This is a genomic window from Pseudorhodoferax aquiterrae (assembly GCF_014652235.1).
GTDB classification, from domain to species: Bacteria; Pseudomonadota; Gammaproteobacteria; order Burkholderiales; family Burkholderiaceae_C; genus Pseudorhodoferax; species Pseudorhodoferax aquiterrae.
In genome coordinates this window covers 1-17,773 of the sequence record NZ_BMYK01000034.1, presented here as the reverse complement: position 1 = coordinate 17,773, position 17,773 = coordinate 1, and the positions used below count along the sequence as shown (strand labels likewise).

The following is a 17,773-nucleotide window of genomic DNA, read 5'->3' as shown; positions in this document are numbered from 1 at the left end:
ATGCGCCGTGCACTGATTCCCCTGGCCGTCGTGGCCGCTCTGTCCGGCTGCGCCAACCTGGCACCACGCTACGAGCAGCCCGCCGCCCCCATACCGCAGGCCTGGCCGGCCGACGGCCAGGCCGCGCCGCAGCCGCTGGCGGGCTGGCAGGAGTTCTTCGTGGACGAGCGCCTGCGCGGCGTGCTGGCGCTCGCGCTGGACAACAACCGTGACCTGCGCTCCGCGGCGCTCAGCATCGAGCGCGCGCGGGCGCTGTACGGCGTGAGCAGCGCCGCCACCTTGCCATCGGTCGATCTGGGCGCGGCTGCCAGCCGGGCGCGCACGCCGGCGGCGCTGACCACGAGCGGCAACGCCAGCATCGCCGACCGCTTCAGCACCAACTTCGGCCTCACGTCGTACGAGCTGGATTTCTTCGGCCGCGTGCGCAACCTGTCCGATTCGGCGCTCGAGGAGTTCTTGCGCACCGAGGACGCGCGCCGCAGCGCGCAGATCAGCCTGGTGGCTTCGGTCGCCCAGGCCTGGCTGCAGCTGGCGACCGACCAGCAGCGGCTGCGTCTCGCGCGCGAGACGCTGCAAAGCCAGCAGCGCTCCTACGACCTGATCCGCCAGGCCCATGCGTTGGGCGCGCAGTCCGGCGTGGCGCTGGCGCAGGCCCAGACCACCGTGGAGTCCGCGCGCGGCCAGGTGGCGGCTTTCGACACCTTGGTCGAGCAGGGCCGCAATGCGCTGGCGCTGCTGGCCGGCACGCAGCTGCCGGCTGCGCTGCTGCCAGGCGAGGGGGCCGTCGCGGTCGCATCCTTGCCCACGCCGCCGGCCGACCTGCCGTCCAGCGTGCTGCAGCAGCGGCCCGACGTGCTGGCGGCCGAGCACGCACTGCGCGCGGCCCACCACGACATCGGCGTCGCGCGCGCCGCGCTGTACCCGCGCATCACGCTGACCGGTTCGGCCGGCGTGGCCAGCCCCAGCCTGTCCAGCCTGTTCGAAGGCGGCAGCCGGGCCTGGAGCTTCGGTCCCTCGATCAGCCTGCCGCTGTTCGACAACGGCGCGCGCCGCAACCAGCTGCGCGCCACCGAAGTGCAGCGCGACATCGTGCTGTCCAGCTACGAGAAGACGCTGCAGACGGCCTTCCGCGAAGTGTCCGATGCGCTGGCCGAGCGCCGCACGCTGGCCGAGCGACTGGAGGCCCAGCGCGCCCTGGTCGCAGCCACGACGCGCAGCTTCGAGCTGGCCCAGGCCTTGTTCAAGGGCGGTGGCGGCAGCTACCTGGAGGTGCTGGACGCGCAGCGCGCGCTCTACGCCGCGCAGCAGACGCTGATCGGCCTGCAACTGACCGACCAGGCCAACCGCGTCACGCTCTACAAGGTGCTGGGCGGCGGCTGGCAGGCCCAGGCCGCTGCGCCGGCCGCGACAACGGGCTGAGGGGGCCAGGGGCAGAATCGGCGCCGCCGGCGGCCAGTGGGGCCGCCTTCTTCAGGAGACCGATTCCATGATCCAGGTGCTGGCCATCATCACCACCCACCCCGGCAAACGCGGCGACGTGCTGGCCGCCTTCCACGAAAACCGTGCCGCCGTGCTGGCCGAGGACGGCTGCCTCGAGTACGGCGCCGTGGTCGACGCCGCCAACCTGCCGCCCGGCTGGGCGACCTTCGGACCGGACACCTTCGTCGTCGTCGAGAAGTGGGCCAGCTTCGACGCGCTCAAGGCCCATGCCAAGGCGCCGCACATGGCGGCCTATGGCGCCAAGACCAAGGAATGGGTGGCGAACCGGGCCATCCACGTGATGGAGCCGGTCTGAACAACGGGGCCGCGGCCCCCGTTCTTCATTCCATGGCCCAGCCGTGGCTCACGATCAGCGACTGGCCCGTCAGCGCATTGCTCGGGAAGGCCGCGAACAGCAGCGCCACCTCGGCCACGTCGGCCACGGTCGTGAACTCGCCGTCCACGGTGTCCTTGAGCATGACCTTCTTGATCACGTCCTCCTCGCTGATCTTGAGCGTGGCGGCCTGCTCGGGGATCTGCTTGTCCACCAGAGGCGTGCGCACGAAGCCCGGGCAGATCACGTTGGCCCGCACGTTGTGCGGGCCGCCTTCCTTGGCCAGCACGCGGGCCAGACCCAGAAGGCCGTGCTTGGCCGTGACATAGGGCGCCTTCAGCACCGAGGCCAGCTTGGAGTGCACCGAGCCCATCAGGATGATGGAGCCACTGTTCTGCTTGTACATGAGCGGCAGCACGGCCTTGGTGGTCAGGAAGGCGCCGTCCAGGTGGATCGCCAGCATCTTCTTCCACTCGGCGAACGGGAATTCCTCGACCGGGTGCACGATCTGGATGCCGGCGTTGCTGACCAGCACGTCCACCGTGCCCCAGGCCGCCACGACCTCGGCCACGCCGGCGTTGACCTGCTCCTCGCTGGTCACGTCCATGGCCACGCCCATGGCCTGGTGGCCCGCCGCGCGCAGCTCGGCCGCCGTGGCGTCGGCGGCGGCCTTGTTCATGTCGGCGATGGCCACGCGCGCGCCTTCGCGCGCGTAGGTGCAGGCGATTTCCTTGCCGATGCCGCTGGCGGCGCCGGTGACGAGCGTGACTTTGTCCTTGAGTTTCATGGCAGGTCCTTTCGGGGAGCGGGGGGAAGCATTCAGCGGCCGGCCGGCCGCGGGACGAGGTCGAGCACCGTGATGCCGGCCTTCTTGCGCGGGCGCTCGCGCCAGCGCGGATCGGCGAAGCTGGCCTGCACGTCGGCGCGGCCGGCAGCCCAGTGGTCGGCCACGGTCTGGCGCGAGAACTCGTAGTCCTTGGACTGGCCGGCGTGGCTCTTGCTGCGGTGGATCAGGTGCATGACGGTGACGGCATTGCAGTTGCCGGCGTTCAGCAGGGCCTTGAGGTCCGGGTCGTCCTGCCATGCCGCGGGCAGCTTGTCGGCCAGGCGCTGCGCGGCCTCGGCCAGGCGCTGCTGCGCGGCCACGAGGTCGGTGTTCATGCGCGTGCGGCTCGCGTACTGGATGTCCTTGGCACGCTCGGCCACCTCGTCCAGGTTGCGCGGCAGCGCGCCGCGCGCGCTGAACAGGTCGACCTGGAACACCAGCATGTCCTGCACGGAGGGCTGGTCGATCACGTACTGCAACGGCGTGTTGGACACCACGCCGCCATCCCAGTACCACTTGCCGTCCACGGGCACGGGCGCGAAGCCTGGCGGCAGCGCGCCGCTGGCCATCACGTGCTCCGGACCGATGGGCTGGGTACAGGTCGGGTCGGCGGAATCGAAGTAGACCGAGTTGCCGGTCTCCAGCTCCACCGCGCCGACCGACAGCCGCACCTTGCCGCGGCAGTGTGCGTCGTTGATGCGGTCGAAATCGACCAGGCGTTCCAGCGTGCTCTTGAGCGGTGCCGTGTCGTACCAGCTCAGCGCCGCCACGGTGCCGGCCGGCTGCAGCGGCGCTGGCGGAATGCGCGGCATGAAGAAGCCCGGCACGCCGAAGCTGGCGACCAGCGCGGCGCTGGTGGTGTTGAACAGGCTGCGCGCCTCGTCGCCATAACGGGCCGGCAGCGCCGGCAGCGGCAGGCCCGACGAAACCTGGGCCCAGAACGTGCGCAACTGGTCGACGCGACGCTCGGGCGGGTTGCCGGCGATCAGCGCGGCGTTGATCGCGCCGATGGAGACGCCGGCCACCCAGTCGGGCGCCACCCCGCGTTCCGCGAGCGCCTCGTACACGCCGGCCTGGTAGGCGCCGAGGGCGCCGCCGCCCTGCAGCACGAGGACACAGTGTTCCGCTGGCGCTGCGAGGCTGCGCGCGGTGGAAGGGGATGTAGCCACGGGGACGCTTTCTGGGATGACGGAACTGGGGTCCGATTGCTGCGATGCAGTATAGGCCGCTGAAGCGTCCGGCCGCGGTCCGCGACTGCAGTGCCTCCTGGCCATAATGGTCGGCTTTGCCCCATGGCTTTCGAAGGAGACCGCATGCCCATCCGTACCCCTGTCGTCGTGCTCGCCGCGTTGTTCACCACTGCCGTCTTCGCCCAGTCCACCACCACGCTCGAAGCCGCCGCCAAGGAACCCGGCGCGCAGACCACGGCCTCCGGCCTGGTCTACCGTTCGCTGCAGGACGGCAATGGCGCGAGCCCCGGCGCCAGCGACAAGGTCAAGGTGCACTACCGCGGCACGTTCCTGGACGGCAAGGAGTTCGACAGCTCCTACAAGCGCAACGCCCCGATCGAGTTCCCGCTGAACGGCGTGATCCCGTGCTGGACCGAGGGCGTGCAGAAGATGAAGGTCGGCGGCAAGGCCAAGCTGACCTGCCCGGCGGCGATCGCCTACGGTTCGCGCGGCGCGGGCGGCGTGATTCCGCCCAACGCCACGCTGCAGTTCGAAGTCGAACTCCTCGGCATCAACGGCAAGTGATGCTGCGGGCGGCAGCATGCGCGGCTTGCACCTGACCGCCGACCTGCACGGCTGCCGCTGCGCACCGCAGTGGCTGGTCGATGCGCAGATGCTGGGCATCTGGTGCGTGCAGGCCGTGCGCGACGCCGGCCTGCAGCCCGTGGGCCAGCTGGTCCACCGCTTCCCCGACACGGCGCAGGGCCCGGGTGGCGTGACGGCCACCGTGCTGCTGGCCGAATCCCACTTGTGCGTGCACACCTGGCCCGAACAGGCGGCCGTGACGCTGGACGTCTACGTGTGCAATTTCGGCGCCGACCACCGTGGCCAGGCCCAGGCACTGCTGGAGGCGCTGGTGGCGCGCTTCGAACCGGCCCAGGTGCTGCGCCAGGCGCTGGAGCGCGGGCTCATCCCGCCGCCAGTCCCGCCAGGTGGCCACGCGTGAAGGCCTCCTCGAAGACCGAGTAGCCCGACCAGTCCGCGTGCGCGAACAGCAGCGCGCCGGCCCGTGGCGTTGCCGGGTTGGCGCGCAGCCGCCGCACCAGGCCCGGCACCGGCGTGGCCATGGCATGGCCGTAGCGCGCGATGGCGATGTGGCTGGCCTTGTCGCGCAGATCGGGGTGGGCCGCGCCGAGTTCGTCGAACAACTGCATTGCCCAGTGCTGCCAGGGCTGCTGCAGTAGCGCGCTGCGCGCGTCCGTTGCCAGGCCCAGTGCGTGGTACCAGCTCAGCACGCGCGGGCTGTCTGGGCGGCGCTGCCCCAGGCCCTGGTGGCCGGCATCGACATAGCCCAGGCCTTGGCTGCCGTAGACCACGTTGTCCCAGCTCGGCGCCGCGCCGCCGCGGTCGGCCAGGGCGGCGCGCAGGTGCACGTTGGCCACCAGCCAGGGCGCGTAGAGCAGCGCGGACGCGGCGTCGTGCACGAACGCCGGCGCATCGGCCAGCACGCGCGTGGCCACGAACACCGGCAGCGCGACGATGCAGTGCGTGGCCTCCCACTGCTCCAGCTGGCCGCTGCCAAGGTCCAGCGCCTGCACGGCCACGCCGTGCCGGTGCGTGGCGATGCGTCGCACCACGCGGCCGCAGCGCAGCCGATCGCCCAGCGGCTGCGCCAGCCGCTGCGCAAGCCAGGCGTTGCCCTCGGGCCAGGTCAGTACGGCCTCGCGTTCGGCATCGGCATCGCCTGGCGCATGGAAGCCGTGCCGGCTGGCGAAGTAGTGGATGCCGGCCCAGGCCGACACGCTCGCCAGGCCGGCGCCGAAGTCGTCGCGGCAGCAGTAGTCCAGGTACCAGAGCAACTGCGCGTCGTCCAGGCCTTCGCGGCCCAGCCACTGCGCCATGGTCTGCGCGTCCAGCGCCGCGTGTTCGGCCGTGAAGGCCGCGCGCTGCGCGGGCAGGGCGAACGGGGCGCTGCGCATCAGCGCGGCCACACGCGCGGCGAAGCGCCGGTACTGGGCCAGCGTGTCGGCGGCGATGTCTTGCACGGGCAGCAGGCCGTCCTGCCAATGGCCGTTGCGGTACAGCCGCTCCTGCGGGCTGTGGCACAGGTGGCGTTCGTCGTATTCCCAGCGGCCCGCCACGCGCCGGCGCAGGCCAAGCTCCTCCAGCAGGTCCTGCACCTCGCGCGCCGCGTCCGTGGGCAGCGGCAGGTAGTGCGCGCCGAGCGGGCAGGGCAGGCCCTGCAGTTGCATGGCGCGGCTGTTGCCGCCGGCCTGGTCTTCCAGCTCCAGCAGCACGAAGTCCTCCATGCCGCGCTGGCGCAGCGCGCGCGCCGCGGCCAAGCCGGCCACGCCGCCGCCGGCGATCAACACGCGCGTGCGCTGCGTGCGTGCCGGCGCCTGCGCCACGGCCGTGCGCAGCAGATGGCCACGCTCCGCGCTCGCGCCCACGAAGCCGCCGTCCAGCGGGGGCGCTGGCGCGTCGCAGCCGGGCAGCAGCGGCAGGGCCGCGCCGGCCAGCCAGGCGCGCCGCGAGATCATGGGCGCGCCTTGCCCCATTCGTCCTCGTAGAGGTTCACGAGCACCTGGTTGGACAGCCGGTTCACCTCGGCCGGCACACGTGCCATGTCGCGCGGGAAGTCGAACAGCGCCGCCACGCCCGCGCGGTCGAGGAAGCGCAGCCCTTCGGGCAACTGCGGCGGCGTGCGCCAGGGCCGCCGCCCGGCCAGCACGAAGCCCCACTCGCCGAAGCTCGGCACGTGGGCGTGGTAGGGTGCGGTCTGCAGTCCCACCGATTCGATGGTCTGCACCACGGTCCAGAAGCTCTGGCGCGCCAGCAGCGGCGAGGTCGACTGCACCACCGCGTAGCCGCTGGCCGCCAGGTGCCGGTCCAGCAGTGCGTAGAACGAATTGGTGTAGAGCTTGCCGATGGAGAAGTTGGTCGGGTCGGGGAAGTCCACGACGACCACGTCGTAGATCTCGCGCGTCTCCTCCAGCCAGCGGAAGGCGTCGGTGTTGACCACGGTGACCTTGGGCGAGCGCAGCGCGTGCCCGTTCAGCGCGGCCAGCGCTTCGTGGTCGCGGAACAGCCGCGTCATGGCCGGGTCCAGTTCGACCAGCGTGACCTGCTCGACCGTGGGGTACTTGAGCATCTCGCGCACGGCCATGCCGTCCCCGCCGCCCAGCACCGCCACCTTGCGCGGCGCGCCATGGGCGGCCATGGCCGGGTGCACCAGGGCCTCGTGGTAACGGTACTCGTCGTGCTCGGCGAACTGCAGGTTGCCGTTGAGGTACAGCCTGTGGCCGGCGCGCCCGTGCGTGACCACGATGCGCTGGTACGGGGTCTGTTCGCTGAACACGGCGCGGTCCTGGTAGAAGCGGTCCTCGGCCAGCGTGGTGATGCGGTCGGCGCCGACGAAGCCCGTGGCCAGCACGGCCAGCGTGCACGCGCAGGCCAGCGCATGGGCGCCAAACTGGCGCAGCTCATGGCGGAACAGCCACAGCGCCCACAGCGCCACGGCCGCGTTCATGAAGCCGAACAGCAGGCCCGTGCGCACCAGCCCCAGGTGCGGCACCAGCAGCAGCGGGAACGCCACCGACACGGCCAGCGCGCCCAGGTAGTCGAAGGTCAGCACCTGCGAGACCAGGTCCTTGAGCGCCACGTCGCGCTTGAGGATGCGCATGACCAGCGGGATCTCCAGCCCCACCAGCGTGCCGACCAGCAGCACCAGGCCGTACAGCAGCAGCCGGAAGGCGTCCGGCGTCCAGGCGTTGGCGATGAACAGCAGGGCCGGCAGCGCGCCGCCCACCAGCGCCACCAGCAGCTCGATGCGCAGGAAGTGCGCGGGCAGCTGGCGCTCGAAATAGCGCGACAGCCAGGAGCCCACGCCCATCGCGAACAAATAGCTGCCGATGATGGTGGAGAACTGCAGGATGGAGTCGCCCAGCACATAGGAGGCCAGGGCGCCCGCGGCCAGCTCGTAGACCAGGCCGCACGCGGCCACGACGAAGACGCTGGCCAGCAGCGCGACCGCCACCGGCCGCGAAGCGGCGCTCGTCACGCGCTCAGCCGTGCACCGCGGCGGCGACGATCACGGAGATGCCCAGGCACATGGCGCCGACCACGATGCCCAGCGCCACGTTCTGCTTCTCGACCAGTTCCTGCCACAGGTCGTAGGGCGTGATCTTGTCGATCACGACGAAGGCCAGCCAGAACACCACGACGCCGATGAGCGCGTACAGGATGGAGCCGAAGAAGGCGCCGGGTTTCAACCATTCCAGTCCCATGGGGAACCTCCGTCAGAAAGAGTCTTCATTTGTGGCCACCGCCGCTGGTGTAGCCCCCGTACGAGGCGCCGCTGGAGCGGCTGGAGTAGCTGCTGCCGCTGCTGCTGCAGTTCTCGCGCTGCGGGTCGCAGCCGTCGCAGCGCGCGACGAGCACGATGACCAGCACCAACAGCACGACCAGGATGATGGTGGTGCGGCTCAGGCCCGCGGCCGCGCTCAGCGGCGCCGCGTCGCTGCGCTGGAACAGATCCTTGCGGCCCTCCAGCTTGAAGGCCTGGGCCACGGTGGCGCTGTCCAGCTGGCCGCCGCTGGACCAGGTGATCTCGTGCGCCGTCCGCTCCATCGACAGCAGCGTGCGCCCCTTGGCGAAGTCGCTGTTGCTGGTCTTGTCGCCGCGCCGCACGGGCCAGTAGAACTCGCCGGCCACGTAATCGGTCTCGGCCTGGTAGCGCTCGCGCAGTTCGTAGCGGCTGCCCAGGTAGCTCGCGCTGCGGCCATCGCCCGAGAGCTGGGGCGCGCCCGTGGTCGGCGCCACCATGCTCCAGCCGTCCTGCGCATCGACCAGGAAGGAGAAGCCGCGCTTGGCGTGGTAGAGCAGGTACTCGCTCCATCCGAAGCTTTCGTCGGGGTCTTCGGGGTCGCGGCCCAGCCGGTGCTGAAAGCCCACCACCTGCCAGTCCACGCCCTGCAGCCGGCCGATGCTGCCGAGCGCGATGAGCGGGCGCAGCGGTTCGTCCTGCAGCGCATGGCGCAGCTCGCCACCGGTGCCGGCCGACAGGTCGATCACGGCGTGGCACTGCGGGCAGGTGACGGTCTTGCTGCTGGCCAGGCTCACCTGCACGGGCGCGCCGCACTGCGGGCAGGCGAACTGGCGCGCGCGCTCTTCCTTGGCGATGGCCTCGCGCAGGCCGCGCAACTGCAGATCCTCCAGCCGTACCGCGCGGCCGCGCGCCACCAGCGGCGGCTGGCGGCCGTGGTCGATGCTGAGCACCTCGCCGTCGGCGCTGCGCAGCTCCACCATCTCGAAGGCCTGGCCCAGCGGCGGCAGGTGCGGCAGCTCGCCCGCGGCCGCGATCAGCGCGGTCTGGTCGCGGCTGGCGACGCTGTAGGCCGTGCCCGAGAGTTCCACGCGCTGGCCCACGCGGAGCGTGCCGGCCGCGGGCAAGGCCTGCTGGGCCGCGCCGGGCCGGCTGAACACGTAGCTGCCGTTGTCCTCGCCCAGGGTGGCCAGGCTGCCGTCGGCCAGCAAGGCCTCCCATTCCGTCCAGGTGCCGTTGCTGCCGCGGTACTGCAAGCGGCCGATCAGCGTGAAGGCCTGGCCATCCCAGATGCCGCTGGCCTGCAGCTGCAGCGGGCTGTGGTCGTCGAACAGCTCGGCCATCTTGCCGAGCCGGCGCAGCACCGCGCCGTTGCGCACCACCGTGCTCTGGCAGTAGGCGCAGACGGCGTGGGTGGACTGCGCGTGCAGGAACGTGACCGGCGCGCCGCAGCCGGGGCAGGGCGCGCTGTAGCTGCGCTGTGGGATGTCGTTGGCCATGCGGGGCGTGCGGCAGGCGCACGGCGGGCCCGGCCCGTCAGGGCGACGCCGCCGCGCGGTGCAGGGTCAGACCAGCTTCTTGAGCAGCTCGGCCTTCTTGCCGGCGAACTCTTCGTCCGTCAGGATGCCCTTGGCCTTGAGTTCGCCCAGCCGCTCCAGCGTGGCCAGCACGTCCTCCGGCTTGAGCACTGCTGCTGCGGCGGTCGCAGGCACGGCCGGGGCTGGCTGCTGCAAACCCTGCTGCAGGTTCTGCGCGAGCACCTGGCCCAGCGCCACGCCGGCGCCCAGGCCCATGGCGTCGCCGGCGATGCCGCTGCCGCCACCGCCCTGGGCGATGTTCGGGATGGCCTGGGCGGTCTGGTACTGCATGAACCTGCCCATGTCGTTGCCCACCATGCCCATGCCGATCTTCTGGTCCAGGATCTTCTGCAGCTCCTCGGGCAGCGAGACGTTCTGCACCGTCATGCCTTCCAGCTTGAGACCGATGGCCGCGAAGGCCGGGCCCAGCTCGGCCGCCAGGGCCTTGGCGAACGCGATCTGGTTGGCCGCCAGGTCCAGGAACGGGATGCCGCTCTGCGCGATGCCGTCCGACAGGTGCTGCAGCACCAGGCCGCGCAGCTGCCCGTCCAGGTCGGCCACGCCATAGCGTTCGCGCGTGCCCGAGATCTCGGTGTGGAACAGCCGGGGGTCGGCGACGCGGTAGCTGTAGTTGCCGAAGGCGCGCAGCCGAACGGCGCCGAAGTCCTTGTCGCGGATCGTCACGGGCTGGGGCGTGCCCCATTTCTGGTCGACCTGCTGGCGCGTGCTGAAGAAGTAGACGTCGCTCTTGAACGGCGACTCGAACAGCTTGTCCCAGTTCTTGAGGTTGGTCAGCAGCGGGATGTTCTGCGTGGTGAGCTTGTACAAACCCGGGCCGAACACGTCGGCCACCTTGCCCTCGTTCACGAACACCGCCATCTGCGACTCGCGCACGGTCAGCGAGGCCCCGTACTGGATCTCCATGTCCTGCATGGGAAAGCGCCATGCCAGCGTGCCGTCGCCGTCTTCCGTCCACTGGATGACGTCGATGAATTGCTTGCGGATGAAGTCCATCAAGGCCATGGTGCCCCTCCTCATGTTCTTGGGTCGCGGGATGATAGCCCGCACGCCGCGGCGCTACTGCGCGTCGTAGACCGTCGCCAGCGAGCGGAAGCCCTTGACCTCGATCGGGTTGCCGAAGGGGTCGAGGAAGAACATGGTCCATTGCTCGCCGGGTTGGCCTTCGAAGCGGCCTTGCGGCTCCAGCACGAAGTCGGTGCCGGCATCGGTCAAGCGCTTGGCCATCGCCTGCCAGTCGGCCAGTTGCAGGATCAGGCCGAAGTGCGGCATGGGCACGAGCTTGTCGCCCACGTGCCCGGTGCGGGCCGTGGCGAAGGGCTCGCCCAGGTGCAGCGAGATCTGGTGGCCGAAGAAATCGAAATCGACCCAAGTGGCGGTGCTGCGGCCTTCGCGGCAGCCGAGCACGCCGCCGTAGAAGCGGCGCGCCGCGTCCAGGTCACGGACATTGAAGGCGAGATGGAAGATGCTTTGCATGGTGCGATTGTGCGCCGCCCGCGACAGCAGAGCCGGCTCCCCTCTGCTATGGTGCCGTGCCCATGAGCACCCCCCAGACCGCCGCGCGCGACCGCGCGCCCCATGTCGGCGTGCAGCGCCTCGACTTCGGCCGTGTCTCGGTCTACTTCGGCGAGCGCAACGGCAAGTACCCCGACGGCAACCAGGTGCTGGTGCGCGGCACGGACACGCGCGCGGCCATGGACACGCCCATCGTCTCCAACTTCATCGGCGCGGCCTTCGACACGAGCGAACTCGTGGTCATGGGCCATGTGCACGAGGACCACATGGCCGGCTTGCACCGCCTGCCGCACGCCCCCGTGCACGTGCACCATGCCGACCTGCCGGCCGCGCAGAGCTGGCCGGGCCTGCTCGCGGCCATGGGCGTGGCCAGTGCTGCGCTCGGCGACGAGGTGCTGGCCCGCTACCAGCGCGACTTCTTCTACGCGCCGCGGCCGGATGCCCAGGGCTATGCCGATGGCGCCTGCTGGGAACTCGGCGGCGCACGCATCCGCGCCTTCCACATGCCGGGCCACACGGCCGGCCACAGCGTGCTGCTGGTCGAGCCCGAGGGCGTGGCCTTCATCGGCGACATCGACCTGAGTGGCTTCGGTCCCTACTACGCCGACGCGGGCTCCAGCCTGCGCGACTTCCGCGCCACGCTGCGACGCTTGCCGGAACTGCCGGCCAAGGTCTGGGTGACTTCGCACCACCGCGGCGTCTACACCGAGCGCGAACGCTTCCTGCGCGACCTGGCCGCATTCGCGGCCAAGATCGACGAACGCAGCGCCCGCCTGCGCGCGCTGCTGTCGGAGTCGCCGAAGACGCTGGGCCAACTCGCCGCGTGCCGGGTGTTGTACCCGCCGGACCACCAGAGCTGGTGGGTCGATTCCGCCGAAACGCGCACCATCGCCCAGCACCTCGACGAAATGCTGGCAGAGGGCGAGGTCCAGGTCGACGCCGAGGGCTTCTGGCGGCTCAGAACGTGTGAATGAACCGGTCGCGCCCACGACGGGGTGCGGCGGGCCGCAGGCGAAGGCGCAGGCCGCAGCCCGGGCTGGTGCCCGGGCAAGGACTGCAACGCCCGCATGCGGCCTGGCGCGCCCCGGCCCGAAGGGCGAGGCCCCGGGCGCGACGATCAGGATGGAAGCAGGTGCTCACCGGGGCCTCGCGTGGGTGTGAGCGGTTCGTTCACACGTTCTCAGTACTTCTTGAAGTTGGCCGCGATGCGCTGCTGCAGGAAGTCCCCGGCCGTGATGGCCGGGTACTTGCCCGAGGGCGTCTCGATCAGCGTGCCGCGGTTGGCCTGGGCGAAGAAGGCCAGGCTGTAGCGCGCGCCCTGGTACTCGTGCGCCGCGGGATTCTTCACGCGGTGGAAGTTGCTGGGGAGCTGGTCGTCGCTCCAGCGCATCAGCATGTCGCCGATGTTGCAGGTGATCAGCTCGTCGGCCGGCGTGATCGAGGTCCAGGCCTGCGTGTCCATGTCCTTGCCCGGCAGCAGCTGCAGCCCGCCCTGGCCGCTGCGCTGGAACAGCAGGGTGAGGCAATCGAAGTCGGTGTGCGCGCCGGCGCGCCACAGGCCCATCTGGTCGCGCAGGGCCGGGTCCACCGCGAAGTAGTGCAGCATGCGCAGCGTGCTCTGGTAGTCCGGCTGGCTGGGATCGTGCGCGGCCGTGAAGAACTCGCGCGCAAAGCCCAGCTTCACGGCGAAGCACGACAGCACGCGCATGGCCACCGTCCAGGCCTGGGCTTCGAAGGCCAGCATGGTCTGCTGGAAACCGGGCAGCACCTCCTCGCCGGGCCACAGGCCTTCCATGTGCGGGCGCGTGATCTGGTAGCTCTCCTTCTGGTCCGGCGTGCCTGTCGAAGGGCGTACCTGGGCGCGGCTCTCCCAGCCGGCGTTCAGGCCCTTCTTGAGCGGGTGGCGCGCCTTCACGGCGTCCGGCAGCGCGAAGAAGCGCTCCGTCATCGCAAAGGCCTCGCGCACCTTCTCGAGCGCGATGCCGTGGTTGGCCAGCTGAAAGAAGCCCACGTCGACGGCGGCGTCCCAAAGCTGGTCGGCGATCTCGGCGTGGCGGTGTTCGAAGTCGGCCAGGTCGATCACGCGCACCTCGCGCGCGGCTTCGGTGCCGACCGCGCCCATGCGCGATTCCTTGGTCAGTTCATGCAGTGCATAGCTCATCATTCCATTCCCCAGTAGGCTTGGTGCGGCGCCGTGGCTTCGGCAAGAAGCGCAGGGCCGATCACGGTGAAAGGCTCCGCGCTGTGGGCAAACACCTCGCGGCAGGACATTTGCAGGTCGGCCGCGGAAGCGTCCTTGGCGCGAAAGCGCCGCAGGCTCACGGCGTCGATGCCGAACACCACGCGGCGGATGCCGCTCCAGAAGATCGCGCCCGCGCACATCACGCAGGGCTCGCCCGAGGCGTACATGGTCGCGCCGGCCATGGCCTCGCGCCGCAGCTGGCGCAGCGCATTGACTTCGGCATGGGCCGTGCAGTCGCCCGTGGCGGCGTTGTCGTTGTGGGCCTCGGCCAGCAGCTGGCCGTCGGCCGAAACGACGACCGCGCCGAAGGGCCGGTTGCCGCGCGCGCTGCCGATGGCCGACAGTTCGATGGCCCGGCGCAGGTAGCTGCCGTCGGCTTCGTCCAGTCCTTGCTGCATGCTCAGGCCTTGATGGCGCGCTCGCCGGCCGCCGGCAGGAACGTCGCGTTGAACACGTTGGCGGCCACCGGCGCCGTCTTGAGACCGAAGGTCTGCGTGATCTCCTCGATCTGCCGCGCCAGCAGCTCGTGTTGCACGCTGCCCAGGCCGTGGGCGCGGGTATCGGCCGTCACCATGTACCGGGCCGTAAGCGCGAAGCGCTGGGCTTCGAGCTTTTCGTCGACCATGGGCTCGCGCTGCTTGACGAAGGCCATGGCCGCCAGCGGATCGGCCAGCGTATCCTGGATGCCGCGGTTGGTGGCGCGCAGGAAGGCACGCACGGTCTCCGGCTTCTCGCTGGCGAGCTTGCTGGAGGCCAGGATGGCGTTGCCGTAGAGGCTGGCGCCGATGTCCGCATACGACAGCACGGCCAGCTGGGCCGGATCGATGCGCTGGAACAGCGACAACGCCGAGTCGTGGAAGTAGGTTGCGCCGTCCACGTCGCCGCGCACGATCACGTTGTCGCGCTGCGAGAAGTCCGTCGTGACCCATTCGAAGGCATCGGCCTTCAGGCCCGCATGCCGGGCCGCGATCGGCCAGGCGCGGCGCGTGGACTCCACGGCCGCCGCCGCGATGCGCTTGCCGGCCAGGCTCTTGAAGTCGCTCACGCCACGGTCCTTGCGCGCGATGATGACGAAAGGCGCGCGGTTGTAGTACTGGTAGACGGCCTGCACCAGCGGCCCCTGCGTGGCCTGGAACTCCATGAGTGCGCTGAGGTCGCCAAAGCCCATGTCGTAGGCGCCGCTGGCCACGCGCGTGATGGCCGCCACCGAGCCGCTGCCCACGTCGAAGCTGGGCGCGAGGCCCTCCTGCGCGTAGTAGCCCTTGGCCAGCGCGACGAAGAAGGGCGCGACCTGGCCCGAGATGCGGAAGTCCAGCGTGAACTTGAGCGGCTGGAGCTTGCCGCTCTGCGCGAAGCTGAACGCGGGCAGGGCGGCGGCGGTGGCCAGGGTGAGCAGTTGGCGGCGTTGCATCGTGGGTTCCTCGGGAATGGCTCTGTCGCAGACAGTCTAGGAACCGCCGCGCCATGGCGACAGCCACGCCCAGGCCATGTCCGGCATAGCAGGCGTGTTATGGCGACAGGGCGTTGCGCGCGGCTGGACGATAATCCGCGCGGGCCGTGGCGGTCGTCCTCCTGGAGGTCGGTGCCACGCCCCGGTTGCAAGGTGCCGCCGGCCGCAAGGTCGGAGGTCAAACGGGAAGCAGGTGAGATGCCTGCGCTGCCCCCGCAACGGTCAGCGGATCACAACCCCTCATGCCGGCGCCTCGCGCCGGCAGCCACTGCGTCCTCAGGGCGTGGGAAGGCGAGGGGCCTGGTGCTTGTCGAAGCACCGCTCCGCGAGCCCGGATACCGGCCTTGCAGTCGAATCGGACACCGCGGGCGTGCGTTGGTCCGACGCGGTTCTGCGCCCGGGCGGCGCGGCCCGGGTCGTGCCCTGTGCGGCTGCGGTGTGTTCCAGAGATCGGCCCTGCGGGAGAGCGGGGCCTGAACGCAACGACACATGCACGACCACCAGCCCTGCAGCCGCCCCCGCGCGGCCGCGCTCCGCGGATTCCTTGCCCCTTCCTCCTTCCTCGCCACCGCGCTCGCCCTGTGCGGCACGGCCCAGGCCCAAGCACCCACCACGGGCGCGCTCGACGAGGTGTTCGTCACGGCCACGGCCCGGCCCGAGGACCGCAGCCGCATCGCGGCCACCACGCAGACGATCGAACGGGACACGATAGAGCGCTCCAGCGCGCGCTCGGTCACCGACCTGCTGGCCGAGAACGCCGTGGGCTTTCTGAGCGAGTGGACCGCGGCCCAGACCTCGATGAACATCCGCGGCGCGTCCACCGACGGCCAGGGACGCGACTTCCGCAGCCAGGTGCTCGTGCTCGTGAACGGCCGCCGCGCGGGCACGGCCAATCTGTCCAAGCTGAGCCCGTCCGACGTGGAGCGCATCGAGATCGTGCGCGGCCCGGGCTCGGTCGTCTACGGCAGCCAGAACATGGGCGGCGTGGTCAACATCATCATGAAGACCGGCGCGACCCAGCCCGGTTCCAGCGTGGACCTCACGGCCGGCTCCTGGGGCCTGTGGCGCGCCCATGCGCAGACGGCGGGCGCCAGCGAGAGGTTCGACTGGTACATCGGCCTGTCCGGCGGCGAGCGCGGCGACTACGATGCGGGCCGGGGCGGCGGCACCCTGGCCAACACGGGCTGGGAGCGCCGCGGCGCCAGCGGCGCGCTGGGCTGGCAGCTGGCCGACCACCACCGTGTGCAGCAGCAGCTGCGCACCGACGGCATCTACAACGCGGGCTTCCGCGGATCGGGCGCCAACATCCACAGCCGCGACGACCGCACCAACCACTCGCTGGACCTGAGCTACGAAGGGTCCACGGCCGACCAGCGCATCGGCTGGATGGCCCAGGTCTACGACCTCAGCGACATCGACGAACTCCACTGGGCCTCGCCCGTGGTCCGCTCCGGCACCGCGGCTGTGCCGGGCACCTCGCGCGACCACAACAAGCGCACGCTGGACGTGAGCGGCCTGCGCCTGCAGCCGCGCTTCAAGCTGGGGCAGGGCAACGACCTGCTGCTGGGCCTGGACTGGGAGAAGAGCCGGCTGCGCTCGGTGCGCGAGCGCGTGGCCATGCCGGGCGGCCCCAGCGGCCAGGTCGCGCCCTACGACAACAACCAGACCGAAGAGGTGCACGCGCTGTACTTCGAGGACGCGCAGACCCTGCTCGACGACCGGCTCACGCTGCGCGCGGGCCTGCGCAAGACCTGGGGCCGGACGCGCTTCGACGCCACGCCCAACCTGCCGCTCGCGGTGAGCACCACGCGCAGCTACGACACCCACACCTGGTCCACGGGCGCGACGTGGAAGGCCAGCGAGCTGTTGAACCTGCGCGCGGGCGCCTCCACGGGCTTCCGTGCGCCCACGGCCACGGAGCTGGCCTCGGACTTCACGGCCGTGGGCGGTGGCCGCATCTTCGGCAATCCCAACCTGAAGCCCGAGACCAGCCGGCAGATCGAGGTGGGCGCCACGCTGCAGGCGCCGCTCTGGCGGCTGGATGCGGCGTTGTTCCAGAACACGATCTCGGACCGCATCACCACGGTTTCGCGCGGACCCACGACCAACACCTCTGACTACGCCAACAACGCGGCCGACATCGTGGCGCGCGGCGTCGAGTTCCAGGGCAGCGTGGACCTTGCGCGGACGCTGCAACTGCCGGGCCGCGTGTTCGACGCCTTCGCCAGCGGCTACTACCACCTCGACATGCGCGACAAGGGCGCGGCGGCCACGGCCAACACCGACAAGGTGCAGCGCATGTACCGCTACGAGGCCTCGGCCGGCGTGCGCTACGGCCAGGGCGGCCCGCGCGATGCGGGCGCCTGGACGCTGCAGGTCTCTGCCTTGCTGCGCGGTCCGATGTGGTACGACACCGAGGAGATCCTGCTGATCCCGCAGGGCGAGCCCGGCAGCACCTTCATCCACCGCAAGGGCGCCTTCACGGTCTGGAACCTGCGCGCGGACTACCGGGTCTCGCCGGGCGTGAAGCTGTTCGCCGGCGTGAACAACCTGTTCGACCTGAACCGCCACCCGGTCTTCATCGCGCTGGACCGTTCGCCCTGCACGGCGAACCCAGCCTTCCAGAACGGGGGCTGCGGCACCTCGATGCCAGGGCGGGAGCTGCTGGTCGGACTGCACATCGACTTCTGACATGGGCCTCTTCCCCACCCTGGGCCGAGCACAGCGAAGGCCCGAGTCCCAGGCCGAGCGCAGCGATGGCCCGAATCGGAATTTCCCCTGTGCCCCTGCCGAGGAGCGCAGCGCCATGGGCTGCGCAAGGGCACCTTGCGCTTTGTCA

17 protein-coding genes and 1 riboswitch are annotated in these 17,773 nt (G+C 70.7%); of the genes, 6 read left to right on the top strand and 11 right to left on the bottom strand.

The genetic code is table 11. The annotated features are described in order from the left end of the window. Positions 1-1,419, top strand: a complete 1,419-nt coding sequence (locus IE209_RS29565; protein ID WP_189690474.1) for an efflux transporter outer membrane subunit — start codon at positions 1-3, stop codon at positions 1,417-1,419. 67 nt (positions 1,420-1,486) lie between these two features. Beyond that, positions 1,487-1,795 carry a putative quinol monooxygenase gene (locus IE209_RS29560; protein WP_189690473.1) on the top strand — a complete coding sequence of 103 codons (309 nt, stop codon included), beginning with the start codon at positions 1,487-1,489 and terminating at the stop codon, positions 1,793-1,795. Positions 1,796-1,820: 25 nt separating this feature from the next. Here the strand turns inward: IE209_RS29560 and IE209_RS29555 are convergent, their stop codons facing one another. Together IE209_RS29555 and IE209_RS29550 are read right to left on the bottom strand one after the other, a co-directional pair. Further along, positions 1,821-2,600, bottom strand: coding sequence for a 3-hydroxybutyrate dehydrogenase (locus IE209_RS29555; RefSeq protein ID WP_189690472.1), 780 nt, complete (start codon positions 2,598-2,600; stop codon positions 1,821-1,823). A 32-nt stretch (positions 2,601-2,632) separates the two neighbouring features. Beyond that, the gene (locus tag IE209_RS29550; protein WP_229883128.1) at positions 2,633-3,808 is read right to left on the bottom strand and encodes a patatin-like phospholipase family protein; all 1,176 of its coding nucleotides are present in this window, start codon (positions 3,806-3,808) and stop codon (positions 2,633-2,635) included. Between the two features lie 150 nt (positions 3,809-3,958). On the opposite strand from IE209_RS29550, the gene IE209_RS29545 reads away from it, so the two are divergent. Both IE209_RS29545 and IE209_RS29540 read left to right on the top strand, forming a co-directional pair. Next, positions 3,959-4,393, top strand: coding sequence for an FKBP-type peptidyl-prolyl cis-trans isomerase (locus IE209_RS29545; RefSeq protein ID WP_373305458.1), 435 nt, complete (start codon positions 3,959-3,961; stop codon positions 4,391-4,393). Positions 4,394-4,409: 16 nt separating this feature from the next. Beyond that, positions 4,410-4,814 (top strand): S-adenosylmethionine decarboxylase family protein, encoded by a 405-nt coding sequence (locus IE209_RS29540; protein ID WP_189690469.1) that lies wholly within the window; start codon positions 4,410-4,412, stop codon positions 4,812-4,814. On the opposite strand, the gene IE209_RS29535 is transcribed toward IE209_RS29540, so the two are convergent. From IE209_RS29535 to IE209_RS29510, 6 genes are all read right to left on the bottom strand, one after another. Continuing rightward, positions 4,777-6,348, bottom strand: coding sequence for an FAD-dependent oxidoreductase (locus tag IE209_RS29535; RefSeq protein ID WP_229883127.1), 1,572 nt, complete (start codon positions 6,346-6,348; stop codon positions 4,777-4,779). The two genes, IE209_RS29540 and IE209_RS29535, sit on opposite strands and share 38 nt — an antisense overlap. Beyond that, the gene (locus IE209_RS29530) at positions 6,345-7,868 is read right to left on the bottom strand and encodes a polyamine aminopropyltransferase (protein ID WP_189690467.1); all 1,524 of its coding nucleotides are present in this window, start codon (positions 7,866-7,868) and stop codon (positions 6,345-6,347) included. Before IE209_RS29530 ends, IE209_RS29535 begins: the two co-directional genes overlap by 4 nt. Positions 7,869-7,872: 4 nt before the next feature. Continuing rightward, a complete protein-coding gene (locus tag IE209_RS29525; RefSeq protein WP_189690466.1) occupies positions 7,873-8,094 on the bottom strand; it encodes a DUF350 domain-containing protein in 222 nt (73 codons plus the stop codon). Positions 8,095-8,119: 25 nt separating this feature from the next. Continuing rightward, entirely contained in the window at positions 8,120-9,631 is a 1,512-nt protein-coding gene (locus IE209_RS29520) for a DUF4178 domain-containing protein (RefSeq protein ID WP_189690465.1), read from the bottom strand. A 66-nt stretch (positions 9,632-9,697) separates the two neighbouring features. Beyond that, positions 9,698-10,732 carry an SPFH domain-containing protein gene (locus IE209_RS29515; RefSeq protein ID WP_189690464.1) on the bottom strand — a complete coding sequence of 345 codons (1,035 nt, stop codon included), beginning with the start codon at positions 10,730-10,732 and terminating at the stop codon, positions 9,698-9,700. A gap of 54 nt (positions 10,733-10,786) precedes the next feature. Next, a complete protein-coding gene (locus tag IE209_RS29510) occupies positions 10,787-11,203 on the bottom strand; it encodes a VOC family protein (protein WP_189690463.1) in 417 nt (138 codons plus the stop codon). Between the two features lie 62 nt (positions 11,204-11,265). Here IE209_RS29510 and IE209_RS29505 point away from each other — a divergent pair, with 62 nt between their 5' ends. Continuing rightward, positions 11,266-12,216, top strand: a complete 951-nt coding sequence (locus IE209_RS29505) for an MBL fold metallo-hydrolase (protein WP_189690462.1) — start codon at positions 11,266-11,268, stop codon at positions 12,214-12,216. A 206-nt stretch (positions 12,217-12,422) separates the two neighbouring features. Here the strand turns inward: IE209_RS29505 and IE209_RS29500 are convergent, their stop codons facing one another. From IE209_RS29500 to IE209_RS29490, 3 genes are read right to left on the bottom strand one after another with little or no spacing between them, the layout of a single operon-like run. Continuing rightward, complete coding sequence (locus IE209_RS29500; RefSeq protein ID WP_189690461.1) at positions 12,423-13,403, bottom strand: isopenicillin N synthase family dioxygenase; 981 nt, start codon at positions 13,401-13,403, stop codon at positions 12,423-12,425. Continuing rightward, positions 13,403-13,882: a nucleoside deaminase gene (locus IE209_RS29495; RefSeq protein WP_189690460.1), complete on the bottom strand. Its 480-nt coding sequence runs from the start codon at positions 13,880-13,882 to the stop codon at positions 13,403-13,405. The genes IE209_RS29500 and IE209_RS29495 overlap by 1 nt, the downstream gene beginning before the upstream one ends. Positions 13,883-13,884: 2 nt before the next feature. Next, positions 13,885-14,895 carry an ABC transporter substrate-binding protein gene (locus tag IE209_RS29490; RefSeq protein WP_189690459.1) on the bottom strand — a complete coding sequence of 337 codons (1,011 nt, stop codon included), beginning with the start codon at positions 14,893-14,895 and terminating at the stop codon, positions 13,885-13,887. A gap of 173 nt (positions 14,896-15,068) precedes the next feature. Next, a riboswitch (cobalamin riboswitch) is annotated at positions 15,069-15,295 on the top strand. Positions 15,296-15,423: 128 nt separating this feature from the next. Here IE209_RS29490 and IE209_RS29485 point away from each other — a divergent pair. Continuing rightward, positions 15,424-17,625 (top strand): TonB-dependent receptor, encoded by a 2,202-nt coding sequence (locus tag IE209_RS29485; protein ID WP_189690458.1) that lies wholly within the window; start codon positions 15,424-15,426, stop codon positions 17,623-17,625. The last annotated feature ends 148 nt before the right edge of the window (positions 17,626-17,773 follow it).